24 protein-coding genes are annotated in these 26226 nt (G+C 62.0%); 13 read left to right on the forward strand and 11 right to left on the reverse strand.

Annotated elements, in window-relative coordinates; translation table 11 throughout:
- Window positions 1–68 precede the first annotated feature (68 nt).
- Window positions 69–839, reverse strand: a complete 771-nt coding sequence (locus tag A6V37_RS30730) for an IclR family transcriptional regulator domain-containing protein (protein WP_064286671.1) — start codon at window positions 837–839, stop codon at window positions 69–71.
- A gap of 137 nt (window positions 840–976) precedes the next feature.
- Between A6V37_RS30730 and A6V37_RS30735 the strand changes: the two genes are divergently transcribed.
- The 4 genes from A6V37_RS30735 (at window position 977) to A6V37_RS30750 (ending at window position 5563) form a co-directional block, all read left to right on the forward strand.
- Entirely contained in the window at window positions 977–1864 is an 888-nt protein-coding gene (locus A6V37_RS30735; protein WP_064286672.1) for a shikimate dehydrogenase family protein, read from the forward strand.
- A gap of 228 nt (window positions 1865–2092) precedes the next feature.
- Complete coding sequence (gene shiA / locus A6V37_RS30740; protein WP_064269772.1) at window positions 2093–3400, forward strand: shikimate transporter; 1308 nt, start codon at window positions 2093–2095, stop codon at window positions 3398–3400.
- Window positions 3401–3458: 58 nt separating this feature from the next.
- Window positions 3459–4289, forward strand: a complete 831-nt coding sequence (locus A6V37_RS30745; RefSeq protein ID WP_064269773.1) for a 3-oxoadipate:acetyl-CoA acetyltransferase — start codon at window positions 3459–3461, stop codon at window positions 4287–4289.
- Window positions 4290–4363: 74 nt separating this feature from the next.
- A complete protein-coding gene (locus A6V37_RS30750) occupies window positions 4364–5563 on the forward strand; it encodes a porin (protein ID WP_064269776.1) in 1200 nt (399 codons plus the stop codon).
- 151 nt (window positions 5564–5714) lie between these two features.
- Here the strand turns inward: A6V37_RS30750 and A6V37_RS30755 are convergent, their stop codons facing one another.
- Window positions 5715–6335, reverse strand: coding sequence for an outer membrane lipoprotein (locus tag A6V37_RS30755; protein WP_064269962.1), 621 nt, complete (start codon window positions 6333–6335; stop codon window positions 5715–5717).
- Between the two features lie 325 nt (window positions 6336–6660).
- Here A6V37_RS30755 and A6V37_RS30760 point away from each other — a divergent pair, with 325 nt between their 5' ends.
- Window positions 6661–6939 carry a hypothetical protein gene (locus tag A6V37_RS30760; RefSeq protein ID WP_064286673.1) on the forward strand — a complete coding sequence of 93 codons (279 nt, stop codon included), beginning with the start codon at window positions 6661–6663 and terminating at the stop codon, window positions 6937–6939.
- 211 nt (window positions 6940–7150) lie between these two features.
- The gene (locus A6V37_RS30765; protein ID WP_064286674.1) at window positions 7151–9364 is read left to right on the forward strand and encodes a penicillin-binding protein 1A; all 2214 of its coding nucleotides are present in this window, start codon (window positions 7151–7153) and stop codon (window positions 9362–9364) included.
- A 292-nt stretch (window positions 9365–9656) separates the two neighbouring features.
- Here the strand turns inward: A6V37_RS30765 and A6V37_RS30770 are convergent, their stop codons facing one another.
- Window positions 9657–10211 (reverse strand): winged helix DNA-binding protein, encoded by a 555-nt coding sequence (locus tag A6V37_RS30770; protein ID WP_064269963.1) that lies wholly within the window; start codon window positions 10209–10211, stop codon window positions 9657–9659.
- Here A6V37_RS30770 and A6V37_RS30775 point away from each other — a divergent pair.
- The 4 genes from A6V37_RS30775 to A6V37_RS30785 all read left to right on the forward strand — a co-directional run bounded on the left by A6V37_RS30775 (window position 10158) and on the right by A6V37_RS30785 (window position 12471).
- Entirely contained in the window at window positions 10158–10616 is a 459-nt protein-coding gene (locus A6V37_RS30775) for a porin (RefSeq protein WP_242665863.1), read from the forward strand. The genes A6V37_RS30770 and A6V37_RS30775 overlap by 54 nt on opposite strands.
- Window positions 10617–10656: 40 nt before the next feature.
- Window positions 10657–10842 (forward strand): methyl-accepting chemotaxis protein, encoded by a 186-nt coding sequence (locus tag A6V37_RS43255; RefSeq protein ID WP_425262290.1) that lies wholly within the window; start codon window positions 10657–10659, stop codon window positions 10840–10842.
- Window positions 10839–11003, forward strand: coding sequence for a hypothetical protein (locus A6V37_RS43260; RefSeq protein WP_157447912.1), 165 nt, complete (start codon window positions 10839–10841; stop codon window positions 11001–11003). Before A6V37_RS43255 ends, A6V37_RS43260 begins: the two co-directional genes overlap by 4 nt.
- A 352-nt stretch (window positions 11004–11355) precedes the next feature.
- Window positions 11356–12471: a helix-turn-helix transcriptional regulator gene (locus tag A6V37_RS30785; protein ID WP_064286701.1), complete on the forward strand. Its 1116-nt coding sequence runs from the start codon at window positions 11356–11358 to the stop codon at window positions 12469–12471.
- A 185-nt stretch (window positions 12472–12656) separates the two neighbouring features.
- Here A6V37_RS30785 and A6V37_RS30790 read toward each other — a convergent pair whose 3' ends face one another.
- Window positions 12657–13241, reverse strand: a complete 585-nt coding sequence (locus tag A6V37_RS30790) for a TetR/AcrR family transcriptional regulator C-terminal ligand-binding domain-containing protein (RefSeq protein ID WP_064269783.1) — start codon at window positions 13239–13241, stop codon at window positions 12657–12659.
- 230 nt (window positions 13242–13471) lie between these two features.
- Between A6V37_RS30790 and A6V37_RS30795 the strand changes: the two genes are divergently transcribed.
- Window positions 13472–14323, forward strand: a complete 852-nt coding sequence (locus A6V37_RS30795; protein WP_064269785.1) for a phytanoyl-CoA dioxygenase family protein — start codon at window positions 13472–13474, stop codon at window positions 14321–14323.
- Between the two features lie 190 nt (window positions 14324–14513).
- Here the strand turns inward: A6V37_RS30795 and A6V37_RS30800 are convergent, their stop codons facing one another.
- The 7 genes from A6V37_RS30800 to A6V37_RS30830 all read right to left on the reverse strand — a co-directional run bounded on the left by A6V37_RS30800 (window position 14514) and on the right by A6V37_RS30830 (window position 23904).
- On the reverse strand, window positions 14514–16061 hold the full coding sequence (locus A6V37_RS30800) for a methyl-accepting chemotaxis protein (RefSeq protein WP_064286675.1): 1548 nt from the start codon (window positions 16059–16061) through the stop codon (window positions 14514–14516).
- A gap of 98 nt (window positions 16062–16159) precedes the next feature.
- The gene (locus tag A6V37_RS30805; RefSeq protein WP_064269789.1) at window positions 16160–16564 is read right to left on the reverse strand and encodes a RidA family protein; all 405 of its coding nucleotides are present in this window, start codon (window positions 16562–16564) and stop codon (window positions 16160–16162) included.
- A 10-nt stretch (window positions 16565–16574) separates the two neighbouring features.
- Window positions 16575–17912, reverse strand: coding sequence for an NAD(P)/FAD-dependent oxidoreductase (locus tag A6V37_RS30810; RefSeq protein WP_242665864.1), 1338 nt, complete (start codon window positions 17910–17912; stop codon window positions 16575–16577).
- Complete coding sequence (locus A6V37_RS30815; RefSeq protein ID WP_064269793.1) at window positions 17909–19147, reverse strand: MFS transporter; 1239 nt, start codon at window positions 19145–19147, stop codon at window positions 17909–17911. Before A6V37_RS30815 ends, A6V37_RS30810 begins: the two co-directional genes overlap by 4 nt.
- A gap of 146 nt (window positions 19148–19293) precedes the next feature.
- Window positions 19294–20673 (reverse strand): DUF1329 domain-containing protein, encoded by a 1380-nt coding sequence (locus A6V37_RS30820; RefSeq protein WP_064269795.1) that lies wholly within the window; start codon window positions 20671–20673, stop codon window positions 19294–19296.
- 51 nt (window positions 20674–20724) lie between these two features.
- On the reverse strand, window positions 20725–22287 hold the full coding sequence (locus A6V37_RS30825) for a DUF1302 domain-containing protein (RefSeq protein ID WP_064269796.1): 1563 nt from the start codon (window positions 22285–22287) through the stop codon (window positions 20725–20727).
- A gap of 384 nt (window positions 22288–22671) precedes the next feature.
- Window positions 22672–23904: an NADH:flavin oxidoreductase gene (locus tag A6V37_RS30830; RefSeq protein ID WP_064269798.1), complete on the reverse strand. Its 1233-nt coding sequence runs from the start codon at window positions 23902–23904 to the stop codon at window positions 22672–22674.
- Window positions 23905–24193: 289 nt separating this feature from the next.
- On the opposite strand from A6V37_RS30830, the gene A6V37_RS41020 reads away from it, so the two are divergent.
- Window positions 24194–24457, forward strand: coding sequence for a hypothetical protein (locus A6V37_RS41020; protein ID WP_131799903.1), 264 nt, complete (start codon window positions 24194–24196; stop codon window positions 24455–24457).
- Window positions 24458–24998: 541 nt separating this feature from the next.
- Window positions 24999–26177, forward strand: a complete 1179-nt coding sequence (locus A6V37_RS30835; RefSeq protein WP_064269800.1) for a helix-turn-helix transcriptional regulator — start codon at window positions 24999–25001, stop codon at window positions 26175–26177.
- Window positions 26178–26226 lie beyond the last annotated feature (49 nt).

Consider the following 26226-nt stretch of genomic DNA (forward strand, 5'->3'; position numbering starts at 1 on the left):
GGAAATCCGCGCGCGGCTGCTGAAGTTCACCTGAATCGCACAGCAGCCGGGCAGCATCGGTCATTCCGCTAGAGCACGTTAAGCATCGCCAGTGCCGTCTCCTGCAAAGGCTGCAAGACGCGGCCTAGCGCGGCCTCGGTCTTTTCCTTGCCCATCGGCATGTTCGTGCTGAGCGCCGCGACGACTTCGCCATGCCGGTTCTTCAACGGCACAGCGATACCTCGCACGCCGATCTGAAGTTGCTGTTCAATGACAGCGAAACCATCTGCGCGTGCCTGGCGGATCGTTTCCATCAGGCGCGTCTTGTTGGTCAGCGTATGGGGCGTAAAAGGCGTGAGCTCTGTGCCATCCAGCCATACGCGCACCGAATCCATTTCGGGCCGATAGGCAAGCAATACGACGCCCGGCGACGCAAGCCGCGCCGGCACGCGCGCGCCGAGCACGAAGCCTGTCGTCATGACGCGCGAGGTGCCGTTGCGGGCGATGAACACCAGTTCCCATTCATCGAGCACGCTGACGTAGACCGACTCGTTGATGACCGCGCTCAACTGCTGCAGGTACGGCTGGACCAGTTTCGGCAAACGCGCCGAATCGAAGTACGACCACCCGACCCGCAGGACGCGCGGTGTCAGGCCAAACTGCTTGCCGTCGCCCTGGACGTATCCCAGATGCTCGAGGGTCAGCAGATAGCGGCGCGCCGCGGTGCGTGTCATGCCGGTCCGCTCGGCCGCCTGGCTAGGTGTCATGCGCGCATGCTCGCTGTCGAACGACTCGAGAATGGCCAGTCCTTTTTCCAGACCGGCGATCCAGTCACGCTTGTCCAACGCTGGTCGTGTCATAGAGAAAACCCTCATTCTGCGCGCTCAACGCACGGTAATGCGCGATTATCGCCCGAATCACGCGCGTTGGGCTTGGGAGTGCGGCTGTTGCGCCAATAAGCTTCTGTCATCAGAAACGCCAACACTCTGGAGCGGCGATGAGAATTACCGGACGGACAAGGGTCTTCTACTGCATAGCGGACCCGATCGATCAGGTGCGCGCGCCTGAGGTCTTCAACGAGGTATTTGCGCGGCACAACGCCGACGCCGTGATGGTCCCGATGCGCGTGCCGGCCGCTCATCTCGAAGCCACCTTGCGAACGCTGCTCGCATCGCCGACGGTCGGCGGCGTGTCCCTGTCGATTCCGCACAAGGCCGCGGCGGCGGCAATCGTCGACAGCCGCTCTCCTGCCGCGACGGTTGCCAACGCGGTGAATGCGGTCCGAAGAAATTCGGAGGGAGCGTTGGAAGGCGAGCTTTTCGATGGCGAAGGTTTCAGGCGCTCGCTCGATCGCGCCGCGATCGCTTATGTGGGTCGGCGCGTGCTTCTGATCGGCGCAGGCGGAGCAGCGTCGGCGCTCGCCACCGCACTGGCAGCGTCGGGCTTCGCGGAAATCGCCCTGTACGACCCGGACCAGAGCAGGGCGGAACAACTCGCCAGGGTGCTGCGCGAAGCATGCGGCATTCGGGCCGTGTGCCTCGCCAATAACGATCCGCGCGGCTTCGACCTGGTCGTCAACGCGTCGCCGCTTGGCCTGAAACAATCCGATTCTCTACCGGTCGACGTCACCGCAATCGAGCCGCACGCGGCCGTGTGCGACATTCTGATGAAAAATCAGCCGACTCCGTTGCTGCGCGCGGCGCGGGCGCGTGGTCTCGTGGCCGAGCCGGGCTTCGACATGCTGATTCAGCAGACCCCTTTGTACCTGGAGTTTTTCGGGTATCCCGAGCTGGCGGCCTCGGTTCGCTCCGACGACGCTTATCTACGCGACATGCTGCAGCCCGCCGACATGATGTCGCGCGGCAATCTCGCGACTTGCCCGTGAAACCGCCGACTGCCGGGAGCCCGCCCGGACCCCGCAGGGGCCTGGTGCAATCCCTGAAAATGAGCGCTAATCGCGCGCTTGCGTTCGATTATCGATCGGCAAGTAGTGGACAAACATTGCCCGCCCGAAGACGGCTCCCTATCCTGTAGTTACCGTCAGCGTAGCGAACGCTTCTACCGGTTAGCCGCAAGCCGAATCCGCAAAACGAGACACATTCGAGACACCTCCATGACCTTCGCTATTCGATCTACCGAAGCCCATACCCTGGTCCGTTCCGAAAAGAGCCGCGCACGCCAGGCGGCGCTCGGCAGCTTTGTCGGCGCTGTCGTCGACTGGTACGACTTTCTGCTGTACGGCATCGTCGCCGCCATCATTTTCAATCGCGAATTCTTTCCGCAGGTCAGTCCCGCGATGGGCACGCTCGCCGCGTTCGGCACCTTCGGCGTGGGCTTCCTGTTTCGCCCGCTCGGCGGCTTCGTGTTCGGGCATTACGGCGACCGCCTCGGGCGCAAGCGCATGCTGGTGCTGACGGTCATGATGATGGGCCTGTCCACCGCGCTGATCGGGCTGTTGCCGACTTTCGCGTCGATCGGCTGGTGGGCGCCGGCGCTGCTCGTGCTGCTGCGCGCCATCCAGGGGTTCGCCGTGGGCGGCGAATGGGGCGGTGCGGCGCTGATGGCGGTTGAAAGCGCGCCGGAGAAAAAGAAGGCGTTCTATAGCAGCGGCGTTCAGGTGGGGTATGGCGTCGGTCTGATTCTCGCCACCGGCATCGTGTCGATCCTGAGCCAGACCATGGACAACGAAAGCTTCAGGGTGTGGGGCTGGCGCATTCCCTTCATCTTCAGCGTCGTGCTCGTGTTGATTGGCCTGTGGGTGCGCTCGAGCATGGAGGAGTCGAAGGAATTCGTCGAGAAGGTGGAAAAGCCGCATCATCGCGCCCGCATGCCGATTGTCGAAGCGTTGCGTCAACACCCCAAGTCCTTCCTGCTGATCATTGCGCTGCGTCTGGCCGAACTCTTCACGATGTATATCGTCACGGCCTTCGCGCTCAGCTACTCGACGACCAACCTCGGCATGCCGCGCCAGTTTTTTCTGAACATTGGCTTGCTGGTCGGCGTGGTGAGCGTGGTGACGATTCCCTGTTTCGCGCTGCTTGCCGATCGCTTCGGACGTCGCCGCATTTACATGATCGGCGCGCTCGTCGGCATGCTGAGCGCCGTGCCGTTCTTCGTGGCCCTCGACGCGCGTTCGACGCTCTGGATCGTGGTGTTCGCCGTGCTGCTCGCCAACATCGCACACGACATGGTGGTCAGCGTCCAGCAGCCGATGTTCACTGAACTGTTCGGCACCGAGTATCGCTATAGCGGCGCGGGCGTCGGCTATCAGGTGGCCAGCGTAGTGGGCGGTGGCTTCACGCCGTTCATCGCGGTCGGACTGGTCAGCCTCGCGGGAGGTTCCTGGCATCCCGTAGCCGGCTATCTCGTGATCGGCTGCCTGTTGTCACTAGTCGTCGCCGCGCGCATGAAAAAGCGCTGACAGGTACGTTGGGTAGCGCCACGCCGGCCGACACCATCATCTATCACGGAGACACAACATGAGTTCACCTTGCATCATTACTGTAGCCATTACCGGTTCCGTGCCGCGCAAGAAGGACAACCCCGCCGTGCCCATCTCGATCGCCGAACAGATCGAGAGCACCCACGAAGCCTTTGAGGCAGGCGCAACACTTGTTCATCTGCACGTGCGCGATGAGCAGGAGAACTCGAGCTCCGATCGCTCGCGCTTCGCCGAACTCCAGGACGGCATTCGCCGGCATTGCCCGGGGATGATCGTGCAGTTTTCGACGGGCGGCCGCGGGCGATCGTTCGAGCAGCGCGGCGCGATGCTCGATCTACAGCCGGATATGGCGTCGCTCGCAACGGGCTCCGTGAATTTCCCCACCACGGTGTACGAGAATCCCCCTGACTTCGTGCGCTCGCTTGCCGCGTCGATGCTGCAGCATGACGTGAAGCCGGAGATCGAGATCTTTGATCTGGCCATGCTGTACAGCACGGTGGACCTGGTCGAGCAGGGTCTGCTCAAAGCGCCGGTGCATGTTCAGTTCGTGATGGGCGTGAAGAACGCGCTGCCCGCACGCCGCGAGATTCTCGAGTTCGAAGTGGCGCAGCTCGCCGCGCTGCTGCCCGACGCAACGTGGACCGCAGCCGGCATTGGCCGCCATCAGCTCGAGGTGAACCACTGGACCCTGCAGATGGGCGGGCATTGCCGCACCGGTCTGGAAGACAATGTCCGCTGGGACAAGGACACGCTCGCGACCAGCAACGCGCAGCTCGTTTCACGCGTGGCTTCGCTGTGCGGCGAATATGAGCGCCCCGTGGCCACCGCTGCGCAAGCGCGTGAGCTATTGGGTCTTGTTCCGGCTTGAACGCATAAGACAGACGATTGCTGGTCACGCCACGTAGTTTGAAGTTGATAAAAAATCTTTACAGAGGAGTACAAATGAAGAAGGCATTAGCAACCTCGGCCCTTGGGTTGGTCGCCCTCGGCGCGCACGCGCAGAGCAGCGTGACGCTGTACGGGATCGTCGACACGGGTATCGGCTATCAGAGCAGCCAGACGTCGCTCGGTTCGACGACCGGCGGCCGCTCGGTCGTGAAGATGGTCAACGGCATCTGGGCGGGCAGCCGCTTCGGTTTGAAGGGCGGCGAGGACCTGGGTGGCGGCACGAAGGCGATCTTCCAGCTGGAAGAGGGCTTTAACAGCGCGACCGGCGCGCAGTCGGTGCCGGGTCTCGGGTTCAACCGTCAGGCTTATGTCGGCGTGACGAACGCTAACTACGGCTCGTTCACGGCAGGCCGTCAATATACGTCGTACTACACGCTGCTCTCGCCGTACAGCCCGACCACGTGGCTGACGGGCGCGTACGGCTCGCACCCGGGCGATATCGATTCGCTCGACACGCTGTATCGCGTGAACAACTCGCTGGTGTACACGTCGCCGAACTTCCACGGCCTGACGGCCAGCGGCTCGTATTCGCTGGGCGGCGTGGCAGGCAGCTTCAACGCCGGTTCGACGTGGAGCGCGGCGTTGCAGTACCTGAACGGTCCGTTCGGCATCGCGGCGGGCTTCCAGCGCATCAACAACTCGACATCGGGCGGTGGTGCGTGGGGCCCCGACTCCACGGCGTCGAACAACGGCTCGCAGCCGGGCGTCTCGGGTATCAACAACGGCTACCAGACGGCACAGGCGCAGCAGCGTGTGGCGGTGACGGGCGGCTACGCGTTCAGCTCGCAGTGGGACGTGTCGTTCTCGTACTCGAACGTGCAATACATTCCGGGCACCAACTCGGCGTTCCGCAGCCAGGCGACCTTCAATACGGGCGGCGCGGTGGTGCACTTCAAGCCGCTGACGGCGCTGGATCTGGCCGCCGGTTTCAGCTACACGCGCGCCACGCAGTCGAATGGCATTACCAGCGCGGCGAGCTATCAGCAGTACAACCTCTCGCAGTATTACAGCCTGTCCAAGCGTACGGGTCTGTATGCGCTGGAGGCGTATCAGCGCGCGGGTGGCCAGACGATCGGCTCGAACGGCAAGAGCATCATCAATGCAACGGCCGATATCGGCGACGGCCAGAACGGTGCGCCGTCGTCGTCACGCAGCCAGTTTGCTGCGGGTGTGGGCATTATTCACCGGTTCTAACCGGGTAGGGGCGTGGCGGCGTAGCGGTACTCCGCCACGCGCCATCGCGGGCGAAAGCAAAGAGCCGGCCGACTGCGAGGACGTACAGCAGTTCGGCTCAGGCTTCGATGTCAGGAGTCCCGCCACTTGCGCTCTGCGATAGCGGCCGGGATCAGTAGCGCGCGAGCTGGCTGCCGTTGACCTGCACACGGTCGCCCGGGCGCAGGTCGCCGGGCGTAGGCACGTTGAACGCGCGGGTTGAGCCGTCGCTTAGCTGCACGTCGATCTGGTATCCAGCGGGCTGCCCCATCTGTTGGCCGATCTGGTTGCCTGCGTAGGCTCCGCCGAGCGCGCCGATGACGGTAGCGGCATCGCGACCATGGCCGCCACCGACCTGATTACCGAGAACACCGCCAACCAGCGCGCCGACCACGGTTCCGGCAATGCCTGAGGTGCCCGTGGCATTACTCAATGGCCGTATGCTTGAGATCGTGCCTACCTGCGTGCCATATTGGTTGCCGTATTGCGAGGTGTACTGCGAACCGTACTGGCCGTTGTTTTGCGCGTCATACGGCTGTTGCGGCGCAGGCGGTGGCGCGTAGGCGGGTTGCTGCACGGTGCCTGGTTGCGCGTAAGCGGGCTGGCTATACGGGGCGGCTGCATACTGGCCCTGGTAGCCTTGCTGCGCGCCATACGGCGTATAGCCTGGGGCAACGCATGCCGACAACGAAAGACTTGCTGCAGCGAGAAGCGCGGCGGTAAGGGCGGACCTGGTAGAGAGCATGGGCATCACTGTGTGGTTGGCATTGACGCCGCACACGGCAAACGTGACGAGGACGGCGATTGCGCGGCAGTATAAGGAAAGCCCGCGTGGACGTCTGCTGCGCGACGGTAACAACATGTAAAGTACGTTGCCGGGTGACTGGCCGCGGGCGCCGCAATAACCAGATCGCGGCGACGTTACGAAGACGTTGGCGGTCGGGGACGACGAATAGAGGAGCAAAAACCGCGCGAATCCGGCTAGAATCGTCGTGCCAATGAACCCGCCTTCGAGTGGGTTTTTTATTGTCCAGCGTAATCCGACCCGGGCACACGTTAATATTTTTGGGGACCGTTCCATGACGAAACAAGCACTCGCACGGTTGGCACTTGCTACCGCTGCAATCGGCCTGACCAGCGCGGTACACGCGACCGATGTCAATGTAGGCATCAACGTGGGTACCCCTGTCGTGGTTGCGCCGGCGCCTCCTGCCGCGATCGTCGTTACGCCTGGCTGGCATGGCGACCGCTATTGGGATGGCCATCGCTACTGGGAACGCGACGACTGGGAAAAGCACCATCATCATGATAAGGGTTGGCACTGCCCGCCCGGACACGCCAAGAAAGGCGAGTGCTAATCAGACTTCGCTTCCGGTCAAACGTATCGCGTGAACAAGGCATATGGATTCCGGAAGTACGTGGCTGCCGACGCCCATTCTTCGTCGGCAGCGCGACAGATTCGAAACAAGTGTAATCATCTGTTAGCAGCGGGCATGCAAGCCTGTTTTGCCGGCAGAAAGTCGCCTGCGCTTTGATACGATCCGGCCTTTCGTTCCTTGCGCAGCTATCGTGAATCACCCGTATGTGTCGCTATTTCGTGAACTCTGCGCACGCTGGGTGAGCCGTGTCCGCTCGATTGCCGCCACGGCCGGCGCGAAGGCAAGCGGCCTTGTCCGCGCTGCGCTGCACGGCGTGCGCCACCCAACCCGTCACGGCATCGCGCTGGCAGTTGCGATATTGCCGGCGCTGTCGCTGGCTTACACGCTGGCCCTGGTTCCATTCACCCCTCGCCTCGGGGACATCCGTAAGGCCCGCGTCGATCGTCCCGCGCTGATCCTCTCCGCCGACGGCTACCAGCTCGCCGAGTTCAAGCCAGTCAATCGCGAATGGGTCACGCTCAACCAGATTTCGCCGCACGTGGTGGACGCGCTGATTGCGACCGAGGATCACCGGTTCTACGACCACCACGGGATCGACCTCCAGCGCCTTGCGGCGGCCGCGCTCCATACGTTCACCGGCAGCCGCCAGGGTGGCTCCACCATCACCCAGCAGCTTGCACGCAACCTGTATCCGGACGAAATCGGCCGCGCGCCAACCTTGACGCGCAAGCTCAAGGAAGCGATCACTGCTCTCAAGATCGAATCCGTGTACAGCAAGGACCAGATTCTTGAGACGTACCTGAACACGGTGCCCTTTCTGTACAACGCGTACGGCGTAGAGATGGCTGCCCGCACGTACTTTGGAAAGCCCGCCGCGCAGCTGAATATCCTCGAGAGTGCGACGCTCGTGGGGATGCTGAAAGCGAACAGCGCCTACAACCCGGTGCTCAATCCGGATCGCGCACTGGAGCGCCGCAACACGGTGCTCCAGCAGATGGTGAAGTTCGGCAAACTTGAACCGGGTGCATACGCGTGGCTCATGCGCCAGCCGCTCAATGTCAACTTCGAGCCCCAGTCGGAGGCCGTTGGCTCCGCTCCGCACTTCGCAGCCCAGTTGCGCAGATGGCTGACTGCCTGGGCGGATCGCAACAACTACAACATCTATTCCGACGGGCTGGTCGTGCGAACGACCATCGATTCCCGGCTTCAGGCAATGGCAACGCAAGCGGTTGCGTGGCAGACCAGCCAGTTGCAGTCGATCTCCAACGACGCGTGGAACACGCGGACCGGCTGCTGGCCAGGCAACGCGCTGTTCCAGTCGTTCATCAGGCAAACAGTCGAGTATCGGACTGTACGGGATACCGGACTGTCGGATCAGGACGCCGTCAGAAAACTCGCGATGGACGCATCGTTTGTCGATGGCCTCTGTCACAGCAAGACACAGATTCAGGCGGGATTCGTCGCCATGGATCCGCGCAACGGAGACATCAAGGCATGGGTCGGCAGCCGCGATTTTCATGACGAACCTTTTGATCACGTTCAGCAGGCACGACGGCAGCCTGGTTCCACGTTCAAGGCCTTCGTCTATGGCGCCGCCTTCGCGGATGGCGCGCAGCCGGGTGACACGATCGTTGATCGCAACGTCTCGATCCCCTTGAAAGGCACTGCGGTATGGAAGCCGACTGACCCGGAGCCACCGACCGGCCGGCCGATGACGCTGCGTGACGGCATTGCCTTTTCACGGAACCGCGTGACTGCCCAGCTCATGGTGCGAGAGGGGCCCGCAAAGGTGGCCGCGCTCGCGCGGGTGATGGGTGTGCGCGAGAGCCCGCTCGATCCGGTGCCGTCGCTCGCCCTGGGCACGAGCCCGGTCACGCTCAGGGAGATGGTCTCGGCGTATTGCACGATCGCGAACCGCGGCGCCTATGTCGAGCCGCGCATGGTGACGAGCATCGAGGATCGCAACGGCAACGTCCTCGCTGAATTTCCGGCCGCGCGGTCGGAGCAGGCGCTGCCGGCAACTGCGGCACTGAAGCTGGTCGACGTGATGCGCGACGTCGTCGACCGTGGCACCGGTAGCGACATCCGGACGCGCTTCGGGATTCGTGCCGACGTGGCCGGCAAGACGGGAACGACACAGGACAACACGGACAGCTGGTTCATCCTGATCCACCCGCAGCTGGTCGCCGGTGCATGGGTGGGATTCGACGACGCACGCGTGACGTTACGCGACGACTACTGGGGTGAAGGTGCACACAGCGCCTTGCCAGTGGTCGGCGCATTCTATGACGCGGCGCTGCGTGCTCGAGTTATCGATGCACACGAACAGTTGACCCCAGGGCGTGTTACGCAGCGCGCACCTCGTGTGCGCAAGCGTCACCATTTCCTCTTCTGGAGTTTCTGAGGCACTTGTGAAGCGCAGGCTTGCGAACGCGTGAGGGCGATCGGCCAAAGGCCGGCCATAGCGTTCTGTCTTGACCTGCAGATTGACGTGCGAAACCGTCTTGCAATCCGAGAGGCATCTACGTAAGCGCCTCTGATGGTTCATCGGGGCTCGGTGTTTCCCCTATGGGAAAACTCCTTGTCAAGAAGGGGTTTGTTGCTTACTATGCGTTTAAATTGAATTTCATTTTAAAAATTCATCTAAAGCGGTGGAGGGCGCACAGCAGGACGTAGGAATAAGGGCGCGAAGGCGTTCAGCGACGGCGGTGAAATGTCGCGACTTCCCGAGTGGACGATTCGTAGGCTTTTTCCATCTGTTCCAGGCAAACCGTAACGGCCCGCGCGCTGCCGGGAATTCCGCTGGCACTGCGGGCGGCCTCGAGCAATACTTCGCGCCGCAGCTTCGCATAGTCGTCGCAGACTTTGATGCCTGTTGGCGTGGCAACGTAGTAAATCCCGGTGCGGGCCGAGCCGTATTTATCAATGAGTTCCGCTTTTATCAGCTTACGCAATTCGTATTGCATGTTTTGGGTGTCCTGACGATTTGTTAAGTGCATCAGGTCCTTGATCGTCTTTGGCCGATCGTGCATGCGGATAATGTGCATCAGCGTATTTTCCTGCCCGCTCAGGGCAATACCTGTCACCCCGGCCATGCATTCAGATTGCCAGCGTAAAAACGATTGATAAACGCGCATCACCGCGTACTCGAGGTCAGTGAGTTCGACTCCGAATTCGTCCGTTGCCAGGTGCCAACCGTGCTGCTTCGCCAGTGGCTCCGTTTTCTTGCTTTCGCTCGTTTTCTTCGTCATTTGTTCATCCGCGGACTGATAGTCCAATTTTACTTGGAAGGTAAAGTATGCGTAAGACTTTCAAGTCCAAAGACGTCAGCAGTTCTTTGCCTCACTGCGCCGATCGCTCATGCTCAAAGGAGTGTCGGGATTTTCGGCTTGCTGGACGTCGGTGTGTCATATATCAGCAAGCGGGGCGGTAAGTCGAATTGGCAGATGGCGGATGACATTGCTGTTCCGAATATCTTTGGCGTGGATGGAGCGGAGGACCTCGGCGGTGGCCTGAAAGCGAAATTTCGTCTGGTCAATCAGGTCTCACTCGCAAACGGTTCGATCACTACGATCACTAGCGGCGTCCCGACGTCTCTCAGGGGCAATCGGCCGAGATGCATCACGGCCCGGCAGTTGCTGCTCTTGCGGATGTGACTTTTCCGCTGGCCCGAGCGAAGTGGGTGGCGGCTCGGCGGTGTCGCAGATCGTGGAGATGATAAGTTTGCCTAACCAATTATCCGGGAAGATCGTCGATGCCATCGCGGTGATTGATGGAATCGCATTCCAGACCCATATCCTTGCATTGAACGCCGCGGTGGAAGCAGCACGTGCGGGCTCGCCGAGAGTTCGGCGCCGGCGGCCACGGACGTCAAGGCGTTGATCGACGATTCGGCGATCGCGGTCGAAGCCTGTAGCCCGCGCGTGGGCGAGGCCGGCACGACGACGATCGAGGTCGTCGAAAGCGTGCACCGCGTGACGGCCATCATGGGGGAGATCACGGCAACGAGCCATGAGCAGCCCCGGTGGGCATTGAACCGGTGAAGCGGACCGTTATACAGATGGACCAGGGTACCCAGCAAAACTCCGCTCTCGTCGAGGAGGCGGCTGCCGCGGCGACTTCGCTGCGTAACCAAACCGCTCAGCTCGCGCACCTGGTTGCCGCCTTCAGTTTGCGCAGCCGGGTTCTCTTTTTGGCGCGAACAAGCCCTCGCGGTCGTTATCAAGTTAGCGGCGGCCGTTCGAGATGGCAAATTGAAAGAGCCGCCCTAGGTCTTTACCGTGACGATATGGGTGACGCTCGTCACACTGGGCAAATAACTTGTGGGGAGTTGAGGTGAGTGTGGATACGTATACCGGGCGCGTGCCAGCGATTTCAGTGGACAGGTTCAGCCATATGCTGGAAACGATTTACGACGCGGCCATGGATGCCACGAAGTGGGGCCGTTGCTTCGAGGAGGTATGCAACGAATTCTCCGCGAATTATGCTTCGCTGATCGTTCGTCGATCTGCGCCTACGCGGGAGGACAGTCTTATCTTCTCCGGCAGCGCAGACCGACGCATCGTGGACCGGCGCAATCCTCACCTTGCACAGAGCCCTTTTTCGGCATTGCCGGTCGACATGGTCGTGACGAACGGCGACATGCTTTCGGATGCGGACTGGCGCGCATCGAGCTATTACCAGGCGTGGTGCGCGCCGCGCGGCGTATTTCACGTGATGGCGATTGATTTTTCGGCCGGCGACCAGTCGCTATACGGAGTCCGGCTCACGCGGCCAGAGAGCGCATCACCGTTTTCGAACGACGATCGTGCGCTCTGTGAGCGGCTCGTGCGTCATTTGAAGCGCGCTCTCGATTTGCGTCGGTCGACTCAGCAGAATCGTTGTATCGCTTCGCTGTATAGCGAGGCGATGGTGCAACTGATGGTCGGCGTGATCGTACTCGACGAGAGCGGCAGGATTCTCGAATGCAACGCGATTGGGAGAAAGGTGCTGCAGGCCGGCGATGGCCTGAAAATCGTGGGTAACCGCGTGGCTGCAGTCTACCCGGCGGACAATCACAAGTTGCAGCGCCTTGTGGTCGGTGCGCTGCAGGCCGAAGCGACGCACTGTTACTTCGATGCGATGGCTGTGAGCCGACCATCGGGCCGGGTGGGCTGGGGCGTCGTCGTGCGCAGGCTGGCGGAAGACGCGTGTCCGGAAGGCAACCATCGCCCGGTCGCGGCGATCCTCGTGCGCGACCCCGAAAGCGCGTCGCATCCTCCGGTCAAGCTCGCACAGCAGCTTTTTGATCTCACGCCGGCGGAGACCGCCCTCGCGATCCAGCTGACCAATGGTCTGTCGCTGGAAGAAGCTATCGTGGCACTCAACATTAAGCGCAATACAGCCCGTGCGCATCTGCGGTCGATTTTTTCGAAGACGGGTGTGCGTCGCCAGACAGAACTGGTGCGCTTTTTCCTCAATAGCGTCATGCTCCTTGGCACTTCAGCGACCGCGCCAGTGGATGTCCGCTGACGGGAATCATGCAGTTTCGCAGCGAGTTTCAAGTTCACCGGCATCGGGCAGTGTCGCCCTCAATGCTTGCGTCGCGACGACACCCGGATTGACGCCGTATGCAGGGACACCCTCCGGGTGCCGGACCCATCGGCGTTATGCGGCGCAATTCATCCCTTCGGATCAGAAGCTAGCGCCTTCCGGCTTCAGCCGCACGCCTCGATCAGCTGCGCCACGAGCCGGCTGATATAGCCGTCATCCGGCGTTCGCTTGAGAAAGACGATCGACGAAACGATCGGGGAAATCAGCATCGCAATCAGGATTTCTGCATCGTGACGCGCGTCGATTTCTCCACGCGCCTGGGCGTCGCGTATTGGCTGCTGCAAGAGCTCCAGCACGGGCATCCAATGCGCCGACGTCAAGGCGCGGAACTCCGCATTGCCCGTGCTGGCCAGCAGCGAATTCATCGTCACTTCCACCGGGTCGCTCAGAAAGTCCCGCAGCTTGAACGCCACGCTGGCAAGATCGGCGCGCCAGTCGCCGGTGAATGTGACGTCAATGCGCGAGGTGTGCTCGCTCAGTGCCTCTGCAATCAGCGATGCACGGTCCGGCCAGCGCCGATGAAGGGTCGTGCGATGGACGTTCGCAAGCCGTGCCACCTCCTGTATCTCGAAGTCCAGCTGCCCCGCCTCGATCAACGCGAGGACTGTGGCCGCGACGGATTTGCGCACCTGTTCCGTTCGGCCGCCAGGCCGCGTCTGCCCCGGGCCTTTCCTGACACTCGTATCCATTCCATGCATTCCTTTGCACAAGCCGGACATCATAGCTTGACGCACCTGCGGGCCAAAGCTACGATGCCACTAATGCATCATGAGATGCATTAGTGGCATCGTCAAGCCGAAGGCAAGCGGGATCGCCTGCACGCTGATGCCGTAGCGGGGCGGTGCAGTCCGCCCCGGACCATTGCGGCTTGCCGCCTTGCCGGCGCAGGCCATCAAATCATCAAACGAAGGAGTGAGATATGGCCAACATTGCCCGGTACAGCGTTACGACGCCGTTGGAGACCATCGGCAACAGCCTGGAGCAGGATGGGGCAGTGATCGTCGAAGGGCTCCTCGACGCCCCGACAGTCGAGCAGATCAATCGCGAACTCGATCCGCTCGTCGCGGCTACGGACCCGGCCATGGCGCATTTGAATCCGGGGGTAGCGGCGTTTTACGGGACGCATGTGCGGCACCTGACCGGACTCGCCGGCAAGTCTGAGATCTTTGCGGAGCGCGTGATGTGTCATCCGGTGTATCTGGCACTCTGTGATCGCTTTCTGCTGCCGAACTGCGCGGAGTATCAACTGAACCTGGGACACCTGATGGAACGTGGCCCGGGTGCGCACGGGCAGATGATTCACCGCGACGAGGCTGTGTGGAAGCACTACCAGCCGCCGCGCCCGCTGCTCCAGCTTGCATCGGTGGTCGCGCTGGTCGATTTCACCCGGGAAAACGGGGCGACGGTGGTGGTTCCCGGCAGCCATCGCTGGCCCGAGGAGCGCGAAGCCACCGAAGCCGAATACGCGTATGCCGACATGCCGGCGGGGTCGGCGGTGATCTACCTTGGGACGACGTTGCATGCGGGCGGTGCGAACACGACGGCCAACGAGTGGCGGCGCGGGTTCCACATGAGCTATACGCTCGGTTGGCTGCGCACGGAAGAGAACAACATGCTGGCGATTCCGCCCGCGCAAGCACGCCGGCTTTCGAACCGCGCTCAGCGTTTGATCGGCTATGGCGTGCATGACGCAATCAAGATCCAGGGTGGCTACCTGGGTATGGTGGACATGCGCGATCCGATCGAGTTGCTCAACGCCGGGCAACTCTGATGCCTTTCCCGGACGGCTATGCGAGGCGTAGCCGTCTGCGCGAGCGCCGCTTGCGGGCCGGGCGCGCTCGCTTGCCGGTTTGGGGGCGGCGTATGGCGGGTGCGCCGGCCGCTGCAACACCGGCTTACCCACGCAATACGGATGCGGCGGCGCAGCCGCCACTGCACGCACGCTTAGCCGTGCCCCGGCGTCAGCCCTCCAGCTTGAATGCCGCAACGACTAGCGCCAGTTGAGATGCCTCGTCCCGAAGCGCCTGTGCGGCGACGGTCGCTTTCTCGGCCATCGCCGAGTTTTGCTGCGTGGCACCGTCGATCTGCATGACCGCCCGATTGATCTCTTCGATGCCGTGCGACTGCTCCTGGCTGGCCGCAGTGATGTCGATCATGATGTCGGCTACGCGACGGGTGCCGGCCACGACCTCCGTAATCGTGCCGCCCGCCTCGTGAACTAGCCGGCTGCCGGCATCGACCTTGGCGACCGAATCGTCTATCAGGTTCTTGATCTCCTTTGCCGCCGCGGCGGAACGCTGAGCGAGGCCACGCACCTCGGTCGCGACGACCGCAAAGCCGCGGCCGTGTTCGCCGGCACGTGCTGCCTCGACCGCCGCATTAAGCGAGAGGATATTGGTCTGGAACGCGATGCTGTCGATCACGTTGATGATTTCGACAATGCGCTTCGACGATTGCTCGATCGAACTCATGGTCAGCACCACCCTGGACATCGCGTCCCCGCCTCGGGCTGCCACCTCCGACGCCGCGCGCGCCTGTTCATCGGCCAGGCGGGCGTTCTCTCCATTCATCCTGACCGTCGAGATCAATTGCGCCACGGACAGCGCGGTTTCCTCCAGCGAAGCTGCCTGATGACGCGTGCGTGACGACAGGTCGAAATTGTCCATTGCGATCCGGTTCGATGTGCCGTCGATAGCTTCAGTACACGCCTGGACTGCGCGGACCATCCCGGTCAGGCTGTGCCTCATGTCGCTCAGCGCCTGCAGCAGGTACCCGGTCTCGTCGAGCGGGCCTACCTGGATTGGCTGCGTCAGATCGCCCTGCGAGACGCACTGCGCGACCCGGACCGCCCGGTCGAGCGGCACCGAAATCGCGCGAATGAGCCACCAGCCTATGCACGCAGCGGCTACCGCGCCAGCCGCGATGGCGGCAATCGACACGATGAATACCGTCGTATACGTTTGCTGCGAGCCTTCGTACTGCCGTCGGCCGGCGTCGAGCTGAGTTGCAATCAGGGCGTTGAGGGCGTTCTGCACGGACGGATACCGCGACTCCATCGGCCCGTCGACGAGCATCGCGACTCGCACCATGTCGTGGGCTTGCAAGGCGGCCAGCGCGGGTTTTACGGCCTCCTCGAAAAACCTCTGGTAGGCCGCCGCGAATTCGTTTGCCTGTGCGGCTTCCCGCGGCGTCAGTGTGGCGCTGCGGTAGGCCGCCCATGCCGCTTCGCCGGCAGCCAGGTCCTTCTTCAACTGGTTCAGCTTCTCGTCGATCGCGGAGGCATCGACGCTGCCCGACGCAGCGGCGACGTTATAGCGCACACGGTTGAGCACGCGCACCATCAAATCCAGCTGCCCCATCGCAACGAGCCGGTTCTCGTACATGGCCTTCAATGACCCATTTGCCCTGCTCAGGCTGCTCAAGCCGAAAATGCCCATACCGGTCAGAAGCAGACACAGAGCCGCTGTGACGAACGTCAACCGCGATCTGATGCTGATGCCTCGGTTCATGCTTCTCCTTGTTCTTCGCACGCGAAACTTCGAGGGTGCCTTTACAGACCGCCAGGCGCGTCGAGGCGCCCGACGGCATTGTTGGCGAGAGGCGGTGCTCAGGTTTGCAGAGCGACGATGGCGGAGATTTCCACCAACGCTTCAGGGCTGGCGAGCGCCTCCACACCGATCATCGAAAACGCATGGGCGGGAAAAGGCTGGCCGTCCAGCGCGCTCGACAACGCATCGATAAAGCGGCCACCCGCCTCCGGCGTCAGGTTCTTCAGATAAACGGTGCTGCTGACGATCCGGTCGACTGTGCCGCCTGCGGCTTCGATGGCAGTCCTGAGGTTTCTTAGCGCCTGCAGCGACTGCTCGTAATGGTCGGTGCCGACCATGTCGTAGTTCTCGTTGCAGGCCGACTGCCCCGCGATATACGCGGTCCGGGTGGCATGGGCGACGACGACCTGGCTCAAGGGGGCGAATTTCAGCAGGCGGTCAGGGTTGATGTGCTCGATGGTCATGGTAGTTCCTTTAGGCAAGGTTGAGGCGGTCGACGAGTCTCGCGACCGGAATCATGATGTGGCGGGTCTTGTACTCGAACAGACGCGGGAAGCGCACGGCGTTCGGCGCTTCGAGCGGAAGCACGCAGTCCGCGAGCCGGTCCTCTGCGATCGCGTGGGCGAGGCTCATGCCGAGCTGCGGGCCCATGACGTTGCCCCAGGTTCCGAGGTTCATCAGTGCGAGCACGCCGTCGGCGACCGCATAGAGCTTCGGATAGTCGGCGTGGTAGACCGAAGACGAATTCGCCGTCATGCCGGTCCAGTACGACTCGAATTCGATGTCGACGCCGCGCGTCTGCGGGTAGATGCGATGCAGGTGGCGCAGGAAGTAGCCGAAGTAAATTTGGGCATCGTGTGCGCGGCCTGGATGCGGAATAGTCGCGGTGATGATGCGGTTGCGGCCGTCGATCACCATCGGATAGAGGCCGGTCGGATATTGCGTGACGGCCGCGCGTGTCGCGTTGATGCTGTCGAGAAGCGATGCGGGCAAAGGACGGGTCGCCATCCCGCATGCCACCAGCGGAAACTGCGTGCGCGCCAGTTCGTCGAAGAACGGATTGCCTGCGTGCCCGTTGGTGCAGATGACGACGCGTTCGGCAAGTACGCTGCCGCGCGGTGTGCTCACGCGCCAGCGCTCGCCATGCCGCTCGCAGGCGATAACGGGCGAGTCGCCATACGTGCGTGCGCCGAGGCCCACTGCGGCGGTGATCATTCCGTTGGTGAACAGGTAAGGATTGACCCGTCCCCCTTCACGCCAGTGAAGGCCGTAGTGGTACTTGTCGGTGCCGAGGAGCGCTGTCAATTGTGGCTGGGTCACGATGTCGACGTCGTAGCCGAAGCTCTTCCAGAGCGCGGCCTTTTGATCGAGCGCAGCGCTTCGCTTGTACGCGGCCTCGACCATGCCCGACCTCGATGCGTCGCCGTCGATGCCGTGCTTGCGGCAAAGATCGAAGACGATGTCCCGATTCGCGACGAAGTATTCGAGGAAGCGCTTGCCGTGTCCGGGCCATGCGTCGAGCGGCGCGAGATTGTCGAGAAACGTCTGCACGTGTCCGGCGTTGCGGCCCGATGCGCCGTTGCCGGGCTGCTTCGCCTCGAGATTCACGACGTCGACGCCGCGCTCGGCGAGATGCAGCGTAAGCGACGATCCGGCCAGTCCCGCACCGATCACGACGACGTCCGCCTCGATGCTCGCGTCGAGCGCCGCATAGCGCGCCAGCGTATGCTCCGGAGGCCACCCGCTCCGCTGGATGTCCACTATGCCTTTTTCATACGCAGACTGGCTCTCGTTGGCTGCGGAATGCTTCACTTGGCGTGCTCCCATGCCGGTGCGTGCCGCAGCATCGCGATGGGGAGAAGCGCGACAGCCAGCAAGGCGGCGCACAGAATGAGTGCGAGCCGGTAGGTGTGCGTCGTATCTACCAGATAGCCGAGCGCGTCCGGGCTGAACGCGGAGCCGAGACCGGAGATGAGGTTGCCGATTCCGAGCAGGCTCCCGAAATTGCGCTGCCCCATCGCTTGCGAGAGCAGCAACGGTGAAAGCTGGTTCGCGAGGTTGAACGTGCTTCCCCAGATCAGTGAGAACAGCGCGACGGCCACAAAACCGTGCACCGGATCATGTGCCCACAACAGGCAAACGATCCCCACCGCGCTGAGGGCTGTCCCGAGCAGCAGGATGGCTTTCGCACCCCATCGGTTGCTGAGCGAGCCGAACAGGAAGTTGCCGGCGAACGTGGCCGCGCCGATGAAGGCATAGACCGACGCGGCATCGCTCGCCGAGTACCCGGACGATACCAGGTACGGAACGAGCGCGATGTAGACCCCAAGGGTGCTCAGCGTGATGAGCGTGAGCATGACGATCCACAGCCAGTAGCGCGGCATGCGCAGCGCCTCTCCGACCCGATGCCCGGCAGCGGCCTCGTCTTCCCGCGAACCGCCGCTTTCCGCCGGAGCCCCTTGCGGCATGCGCGCGAGCCAGATCAGCAGGGGCACGCAGGTCAGGATCACGGTGGCGGCGATTGCCTGCATCGCCATGCGCCAGCCGAAACGTTCCGTGATGAATGTCACCAGCATCGGAAAGATGACCGCACCGACGGCGGCGCCGGCCAGCAGGATGCCGAATGCCAGCCCCTGGCGTTCGGCGGGGACCCAGCGCGAGGCGAGCGTTATGGCCGGCACATACGTCGACGCGCCCACGCCCACCCCGCTCAGCCCGATCGCCAGCGTGAGGACGTTGATGTCGGGGCTCTGGGCCGCGACAAGGAAGCCGGCGGCGATCAGGATGGCGCCGCTCGTCATCACCGGACGCGGCGAAACCCAGTCGAGCAACCAGCCGGCGACGGGCATCGCGATCGTCATGGCGAGCAGAAACACGGTGGCGATTCGCGCCGCTTCCTCATTGGAGCAATGAAACGTGCTCGTGAGCGGGAGTGTGAAAACGCCAAGAGAGTTGAGCGTGGTGCCGAAACTCACGCACAGCACGGCTGCCAATCCTGTGACGATGAGCCAGCCTTCGCTGGAGGTGGAATGGATAGAGCTCTTCATGTTTTCGATGTGGAATGAAGGACATTTCGCATGAGAAAGATTTGCGCAGGGCGCAAGACGTGGATGCGAAAACCGCGCATGAGGCTTGAGCCCCATGCGCTGGAGAAGGGTCGATTCCGGAAGTGCGACGGGCGTCGCAAAGGCGGCTACTTGCCTGCGCCGCGGATAGCGTCCGGCGAGTAGTACGATTCGTTGCTCTTTTCGTCCGCGATCAGCGACGGCATGGTTTCCTCATTGCTGAGACGATCGGCAAGATAGGCGCCCGAAATCAGGTCATGATAGAAGCATGACGGAGGGTAGAAGTCCTTCGCATCGTAGGCATAGAGCGTTGGCGCGAAGTTGGTGCGCCAGAGCGTGCCGCGTGCGTCGTAGTTGTCGGCGGCAACCGCGTTCCATGTGTCCTCGTCGAGGTAGAGCACGCGCTTGGCGTACTGGTGGCGGAACCCTGTCTTCAGCGTGGCTTCCAGCACCCACACGCGGTGCAACTCGAAGCGCATGTAGTCCATGTTCTCGTGACCGGGCGTCAAGATGGACGAATACTTGATCTTCGGGTCCATCAACTTGTAGTTGTCGTAGGGGATATAGACTTCCCGCTTGCCGACAATCTTCCAGTCGTAGCGCTGGCCGGACCCATTGAAAAGCCGGTCGTCGTCGACAGTGCGGAAGCCTCCCGCACCGTCCGGCTGGTCGAAGCCGAACTCCGGCGCCTGGCGCACTCGCCGCGTGCCCGGGTTGTAAACCCATGTGCGACGGGTGTCGGTGCCTTCCTGGTCCCACATCTCGTATCCGGTGATGATCGTTCCGCGGTCCGAAAGCGGGAGCAGCGTGGTTTGCCGATAGAAACTCTTGCTGTTCAGCGGGTTCTTGGGATCGAATACGTCGGCTCCCACCGGCGCATAGATGACATACGCCGTCTTTCCCCACGCGATGTTGCCGTTCGGATAGATGACGGCCTGGTCATACGTCGCGTTTTCGGCGACGATGTCGGACGCGAAGCGCAGATTCCACATCAACTCGATGCCGGTCTTGGGAATCGGAAACGGCGCAAGGGGCGGGAAATTGTGCAGCCCGTTGTAATCCGAAGTCGTCGTCGTGCGTGCTGCCCACTCGCGGATCGCCTTGTATTTGCCTTCGGAGATACGGAAGTCCCGGTGACTCGGGTAGACCAGCATCTTGAAGGTGTTCGGATACTTCTTGAACAGGGCTTTTTCGCCTTCCGTCAGCTTCGATTCGTATTGCTGCATGTTCTGCGGGGTGATCACGGCCAGCGGTTTTTCGCTCGCGTAGGGGTCGGGATAGCGCTCGCCCTGCGTGTAGGAGACGCCGGAGGGAACGCCAAGCCACTTTCCTGTCCACGCCGGGATCGTGCCGTCTGCGTTGCCTGCGCGTTCGGCGCCGACCGGCGTCAGGGGGCCATCGAGTTGCTTGACTTCGGCGGGGGTCATTGTCGCCGACGCCGCGACGGCAATGGTGGCGCCGAAGACGAGCGCATGGGCGCGCAGCGCCGTGGGGAGTATGCGTTTCATAGTTGAGATCCTCATGCGGGTTGATACGCCGTAAAGGCCGATCGGCGATGATTAGAACGAGTACGTCGCGGTGCCGAGCACATAGTCGCGGTCGGCAAGCGGACGGGTAACGGGATTCGCGGGTCCCATGAACATCGCGTACACGATGCCGAGCTTCAGGTTGTTCAGGTAAGTGAAGTTCAGGCCCGCCGTCAGTTGATGGTCGCCGTTGCCGCTCAGCGAGCCGAGCGCGCCGGCGAGCGGCGAGTTGCCGAAGAACTGCTGCGAATACGTCAGCGGCACATCCAGGTCCCAGCCGTTAAAGACGTTCTTGTAGCTGAGCGTCCAACCGATCTCGAAAGCAGCGGCGTCCTTCGTATTCGTCAGATCTTGCGAGCCCTGCACGGGCGTGACGCCTGTCAGATGGACCCACGAGAGTTCGGCTACGAGCGATTGCGACGCGGCCAGAAATGTCGGTCCTAGCGTATAGATCGCAGACAAGTTGTTTTGCCAGACCTGGCCGCGCGACGCGGTCGGGCCATTCGGCGTGTTGACGAGAATCGACGCTCCCGCGCGATACGAGGTTTCGCCCGCGACGTTGACGCCGCCCAGATCGGTCGAAAAGCTCGCGCCCGTCAGCTTGATGTTCTCGTAGTACTGCTGTTGATACTGCAGTGCCGGAAAGAAGCTCGTGACGACGCTCGGGTTCGTGTCGTTGTAGTGCAGGTAATAAAGGGAGAATTCGGTGCCCTGAGGCGCCCGCCACCGGCCCCCGATACCCCACTGGTTGCCGCCCCCAGGGTTGATATCCGGACCACGCGGAATGTGCATGCCGCCCGGTCCGATGATGAATTGAGAGCCGGGGCCCGTGACGTCCGAGTAGCTGAAGAATCCGCCGGGCGCCACCAGCTCATTGGGAACGAACTCGAACTGATAGTAGCCAAGCAGGCTGAAGTTCGAGGTGAGCTGCCACTGGAGCGACGCCTGCGGGGTAGGCAGGAGGATGTCCTTCACTTCCGCGCCAGCCACGTAGCCCTTCGAGGCGCTGACCGGACCTTGTGCTGCGGCAATGTTGGCGAAGAACAGGCTTTCGCCCCACGCGACGACCTGATCGCCAATTTTCACGTCCAGCGTCGTGGGCCCGATCTTGAGGGTGTCGTATCCGTATGCGGCGAGCAGTTGCGTGCGGCCGCCGAGATAACGGCGTGCGTCCGAGGTGAATTCGTTGTACGGTCCGTTGGAGTTGACCGTGAACGGTGCATCGTTGTAGTTCGGACGATGATAGGCCTGATCGTAGAAGGAACTGAAGCGGAGGAAAAAGCCGAGGTCGTTGTGCCTCAGGTCGGCTTCTGCGAGCAGGTTGATCTGATTTTCGATCAGTGAGTACTTCTTGAAATTTCGGTCGCCGTCATCGCCGTTAATGTTGTCCGGCGTGAGCAGGGCGGGGTTCGGCGAGTTGGTGCGCATGCCGATTCCGTAGCCGATGGTCGCCGTGTAATCGAGCGTCGTATTGTTGCCGAAATCGATGGTGTTGCTGGCCCACGCTTGCGTGGCGGCAGTGGCGACCGCCGCGGCGAGGAGCGTTTTTCGCCACGGCGCTCGTGACGTGTTCAGCCGAAGTTGCTGCATGTGCATCCGTTTCCCCCATGGAGTGTGTACTGCCGTATTGGTGACTTAGAGTAGGTCTCGCGCATAACCGCCGAATCACCGGATTGGATTAGCGGTATTCCCTAATGCGACACGTGTTTCGTTTGCGGCGCCGCTGAGTTGTTCACTAATCCATTGCAAACCAGGGTGCAACCTAGGTGACGTCTATCGCATTCTTTCATTACATATGTATTCCTAACTAAATGTGTAGCGCGAGGTGTACGACGGTGCGCGTGCGTGCGTCGCGTTCGGAGGGGTGCCCACGATAGCCAGCACGACGAGTGTGGCTGGTCAGGAATTTACGAGCGCCGGCGCGAACCGGACGTTTCGATAGTCCCGCTCAGATTAGGCCGCCTTGGCGGCGCAATCCCGTCACCAATTCGCCGGGGTTCGATTGAGAGTTGCATCATTGGGCGGATGGAGAACGCAAGACGTACCGCCGGGCGTGTACATCATCACCACGCAGCGATTGCATGAGGTACAGCCGGACTGCTGCGCGTTGCCTGTGCGCAGGCGATTGACGAACTCCGGATCGAATACCAGCGCACGTGCCATGGCAACCGCGTCGAATCCCTCTTGCATGGCCGTCTGGACATTGGCGTTCGACTTCACGCCCCCGAGGTACGCAAGCGGCATCTTGACGGCTTGCCGTACCTTTTTCGAATGCTCGAGGAGATACATCTCGCTGAACTCGCCGAACTTGGGTTCGGTAAGTTTTTGCAGCTTCATCGCCGTGCGGATGATCGGATTGTAGGCGTTGGCGGTTGCTTCGGCCGGCAGTGCGCTGCCGAATAATTGCCACGGCGATTCAACGTTCATGCCGCCACTCAATACGAGCAGATGCGCACCCTCTGCCTCGAGAACGCGAGCAATGGCTGCGGCGTCTTCCGGTGTGCCGCCAGCCTTGACACCTTCCGTGACACCGATTTTGCAGACTACGGCAAGATCGCGCCCGACAGCGTCGAGCACCCGCCGCAAAACCTGTGCGGGGAACCGCGCACGCTTTTCCACGGAGCCACCATACACGTCGCTGCGCTTGTTATAGAGCGGCGAAAGAAATTGGCTCAACAGGTAGCCATGCCCCATGTGGATCTCGACAGCGTCGAAACCGGCATTGCGCGCGGCCCGCGCGGCTTGCGCAAATTGCCCGGCGCACTGGTCCATCTCGGCTTGCGTCATTGCCTGTTTGAAGAACCGTCCATTCAGCATGCCGACTTTGTTGAATCCACCCGAAGCGCTCACGGGGCGCCGGGTCGACAGTTCTGGCAGGAACGTGAAGCATCCCCCATGCGTGATCTGGGCGCAGGCCGCCGCACCGTGCCGATGGACGGCGTCGGTCAGGACCCGGAATGGCGCGAGCGTGGAGGCATTCATCTGAGCCTGATCGACAAACGTGCGCCCATCAGGTGCGACCGCGCAATAGGCGACCGTCGTCATGGCCGTGCCGCCTGCGGCGATCGCTTCGTGAAGCTTGACGAGCATCTTCGAAGGCACGCCCTGGGGCGCCATGCCCTCGTTGGTGGCCGATTTGATGAATCGGTTACGCAAGGTCAGCGGGCCGACGCCAAGAGGGGTGAATGCGGTCTGGGATTTGGAGGTGTCCATGCTGGTGAAGGTCGTGAGAGGCGGACAGGCAGTGGTTCGGGACTATTTTGCGGAACAAGCCCTCATTCGCATCATCAGGAGATTTCCCTAATCCACGCGGGTGATGCATCGGCGTTGCAAATCGCAGTCAATGACGTCCTGGGCGGGATGAGGCAATCCGGCACCGCAGCGAGCAGGAGTCCGGACGATGTCGGGTGGCCAATGACGCATCGACAGACAAGGCAGATTGCCCGCTTGCGAGGACCACAGGGAGAACACGGAGATGACGGGGAAAACGCGGAGGAGTCGGTTGACAGTTGCGGCACTCCTGCTGCTCGGCGTAGTCGGGTTCGTTGTGCAGGGGACTCGTACATGCGAGTGGAGCGGTGAGTTTCCGAGCTTGATCTGCGCGGCAGGTTCGTCTTTTGCGCAATTCCTCAGCGTGATCGGCGCCGCATCGCTCGTGAGCGTCGTGGTGGCGCGACGGTGCGGCGCGGACGAAGAGGCGTTCACATTCGTCATCGCCGTATGTTGGGCGGTAGTGCTGTTCGTCATGCTTTCACGCGTGTTTTAGGCGCGGCTGGCTGGCAAGGAAACCAATGCATGAGAACGGCCGTTCATACCTGCACCCGCAGCCATCGTGTTCCATGAGGGCCTGCATGAATCTCGAGCCGCAGCCATGCGGCTATGGGAAGTCGCATGGCATCGATCCGCCGCGCACCAACATGCCGTGACTACGAGCAGGACGACGACCCGACATCGGAAACGCTTGCATTTATGCATGTGCCCGTGTCGCTCGCGTCGGCAGACAAGCGTGGCTCGGAAACCAACCGTCAATCTGCAGACGAAAGGAATGCACGGACCGGCATGAATTGGCGCGCACTCGCGTGCGGGCCGGGAAGCCGCTCACTGCGGGCACGGGGCCTTCCCCGTATGCGAACCGTGACAATGCGATTTCGCTGCCTCGCCATCGCACAGACGGACTATGGCCGAATGACACGTTCATGCGAGCCTGTCCTTGGGAATTCGCCCGATGGCATCTGCGGGATGCGACAGTAGGCTTTCGCTCTGCGGTCGAGCCCCATGGAAATACGCATGGAGAATGGAGCGTTTTGATGAGGACAAAATGGGGACCCGAAGCGGGGCAGGCGTTGAGCGAACTGGCGGGGGTTGATGTTTCGCAGTTCAGTGAGCTCATGGCGCGGATATATCAGGGACCCCTGGAGGCGACGCCGTGGGCAGACGCACTGGAGTGGATTCGTCGCTTTCTCGACTCAAGCTACGTCACGCTCATCTTGCGTGCTGCCTCCCGGGACCGGCGTGGGTTGATGATGAATGCGTCCGAGTCCGGTCTGGTGCCGGACGAAGCCGCATATAACAGCTACTACTACGCGCTCGATCCGTTCGTCGGCCTGCCAGGTGATCGCGTCGTCACTGTCGACGAGGTGTTCGGCGAAACCGGCTGGCTTTCGTCCGAGCTATACAAGCAGTTTCTGCAACCTGCCGACGTTCGGTACGTGCTGGGCGCCGATTTACGCACGGAGTCGGGAGTAGAGTGCCGCTTTCGCATCTCCCGCAATCATGCATCGAAGGAATTCAGTGCGCGCGACAAGGCATTCTGTACGCTGATGCTGCCGCATCTCCGGCGCGCCGTTGAAGTGCACTCCCGCCTGGATACCGTGGAGGTCGAGCGGTCAATGTACGCGAACACCGTCGATCGCATGCAGGTCGGCACAGTCATGCTTGACGCTAACGGTGTGATTGTCGCCAAGAACCGCGCAGCTGACGAGATCCTTGCCCAGGGCAATGGCGTGTGCATCACACGTGGAATGATCGAGGCCACGGATGCACAGGAAAACCGCACCCTCAACCGGGCAGTGCGGCAAGCCGTGATGGGTCACCTCGGCACGGCCTCGCCGATTGTCGAGGCGATGCCCATTACGCGCAGCGGGCACAAGCCTCGCCTCGGCGTATTGATACGCACGATTCCGTTGTCGGAATGGTCGGATGACAGCAAGCACCGGGCTGCGGTCGCGCTGTTTCTGCGCGACCCGGATCGCAAGCCTCAAGGCGCGCAGGCGACCTTGCGCAAACTGTTCGACCTCACCCCGGCCGAAACTTCGCTCGCGATGCTGCTTGCGAATGGCATGACGCTCGACGAGGCAGCCGACGAGTCGGGCATCAGCAAGAACACGGCTCGCACTCATCTGCGAGCGATCTTTTCGAAGACCGGCGTCACCCGGCAGGCAACGCTCGTCGGCATCGTGCTCGGCAGTGTCATGCCGATGGGGTGAGCAGGTACCGGATCGCGTATCGAGACGCCCGCCTCTCCAGTTCATCGAC

Origin of the sequence: Paraburkholderia ginsengiterrae (assembly GCF_001645125.1) — a bacterium.
GTDB lineage: Bacteria > Pseudomonadota > Gammaproteobacteria > Burkholderiales > Burkholderiaceae > Paraburkholderia > Paraburkholderia ginsengiterrae.

Coding starts and splice junctions, on each gene's coding strand:
- A6V37_RS30815 (WP_064269793.1), bottom strand. CDS start 19,147: ATGAAGAGCTCTATCCATTCCACCTCCAGCGAAGGCTGGCTCATCGTC.
- A6V37_RS30835 (WP_064269800.1), top strand. CDS start 24,999: ATGAGGACAAAATGGGGACCCGAAGCGGGGCAGGCGTTGAGCGAACTG.
- A6V37_RS30795 (WP_064269785.1), top strand. CDS start 13,472: ATGGCCAACATTGCCCGGTACAGCGTTACGACGCCGTTGGAGACCATC.
- A6V37_RS30830 (WP_064269798.1), bottom strand. CDS start 23,904: ATGGACACCTCCAAATCCCAGACCGCATTCACCCCTCTTGGCGTCGGC.
- A6V37_RS30785 (WP_064286701.1), top strand. CDS start 11,356: ATGCTGGAAACGATTTACGACGCGGCCATGGATGCCACGAAGTGGGGC.
- A6V37_RS30730 (WP_064286671.1), bottom strand. CDS start 839: ATGACACGACCAGCGTTGGACAAGCGTGACTGGATCGCCGGTCTGGAA.
- A6V37_RS30825 (WP_064269796.1), bottom strand. CDS start 22,287: ATGCACATGCAGCAACTTCGGCTGAACACGTCACGAGCGCCGTGGCGA.
- A6V37_RS30800 (WP_064286675.1), bottom strand. CDS start 16,061: ATGAACCGAGGCATCAGCATCAGATCGCGGTTGACGTTCGTCACAGCG.
- A6V37_RS30770 (WP_064269963.1), bottom strand. CDS start 10,211: ATGACGAAGAAAACGAGCGAAAGCAAGAAAACGGAGCCACTGGCGAAG.
- A6V37_RS30735 (WP_064286672.1), top strand. CDS start 977: ATGAGAATTACCGGACGGACAAGGGTCTTCTACTGCATAGCGGACCCG.
- A6V37_RS30790 (WP_064269783.1), bottom strand. CDS start 13,241: ATGGATACGAGTGTCAGGAAAGGCCCGGGGCAGACGCGGCCTGGCGGC.
- A6V37_RS30750 (WP_064269776.1), top strand. CDS start 4,364: ATGAAGAAGGCATTAGCAACCTCGGCCCTTGGGTTGGTCGCCCTCGGC.
- A6V37_RS30820 (WP_064269795.1), bottom strand. CDS start 20,673: ATGAAACGCATACTCCCCACGGCGCTGCGCGCCCATGCGCTCGTCTTC.
- shiA (WP_064269772.1), top strand. CDS start 2,093: ATGACCTTCGCTATTCGATCTACCGAAGCCCATACCCTGGTCCGTTCC.
- A6V37_RS30805 (WP_064269789.1), bottom strand. CDS start 16,564: ATGACCATCGAGCACATCAACCCTGACCGCCTGCTGAAATTCGCCCCC.
- A6V37_RS30760 (WP_064286673.1), top strand. CDS start 6,661: ATGACGAAACAAGCACTCGCACGGTTGGCACTTGCTACCGCTGCAATC.
- A6V37_RS30745 (WP_064269773.1), top strand. CDS start 3,459: ATGAGTTCACCTTGCATCATTACTGTAGCCATTACCGGTTCCGTGCCG.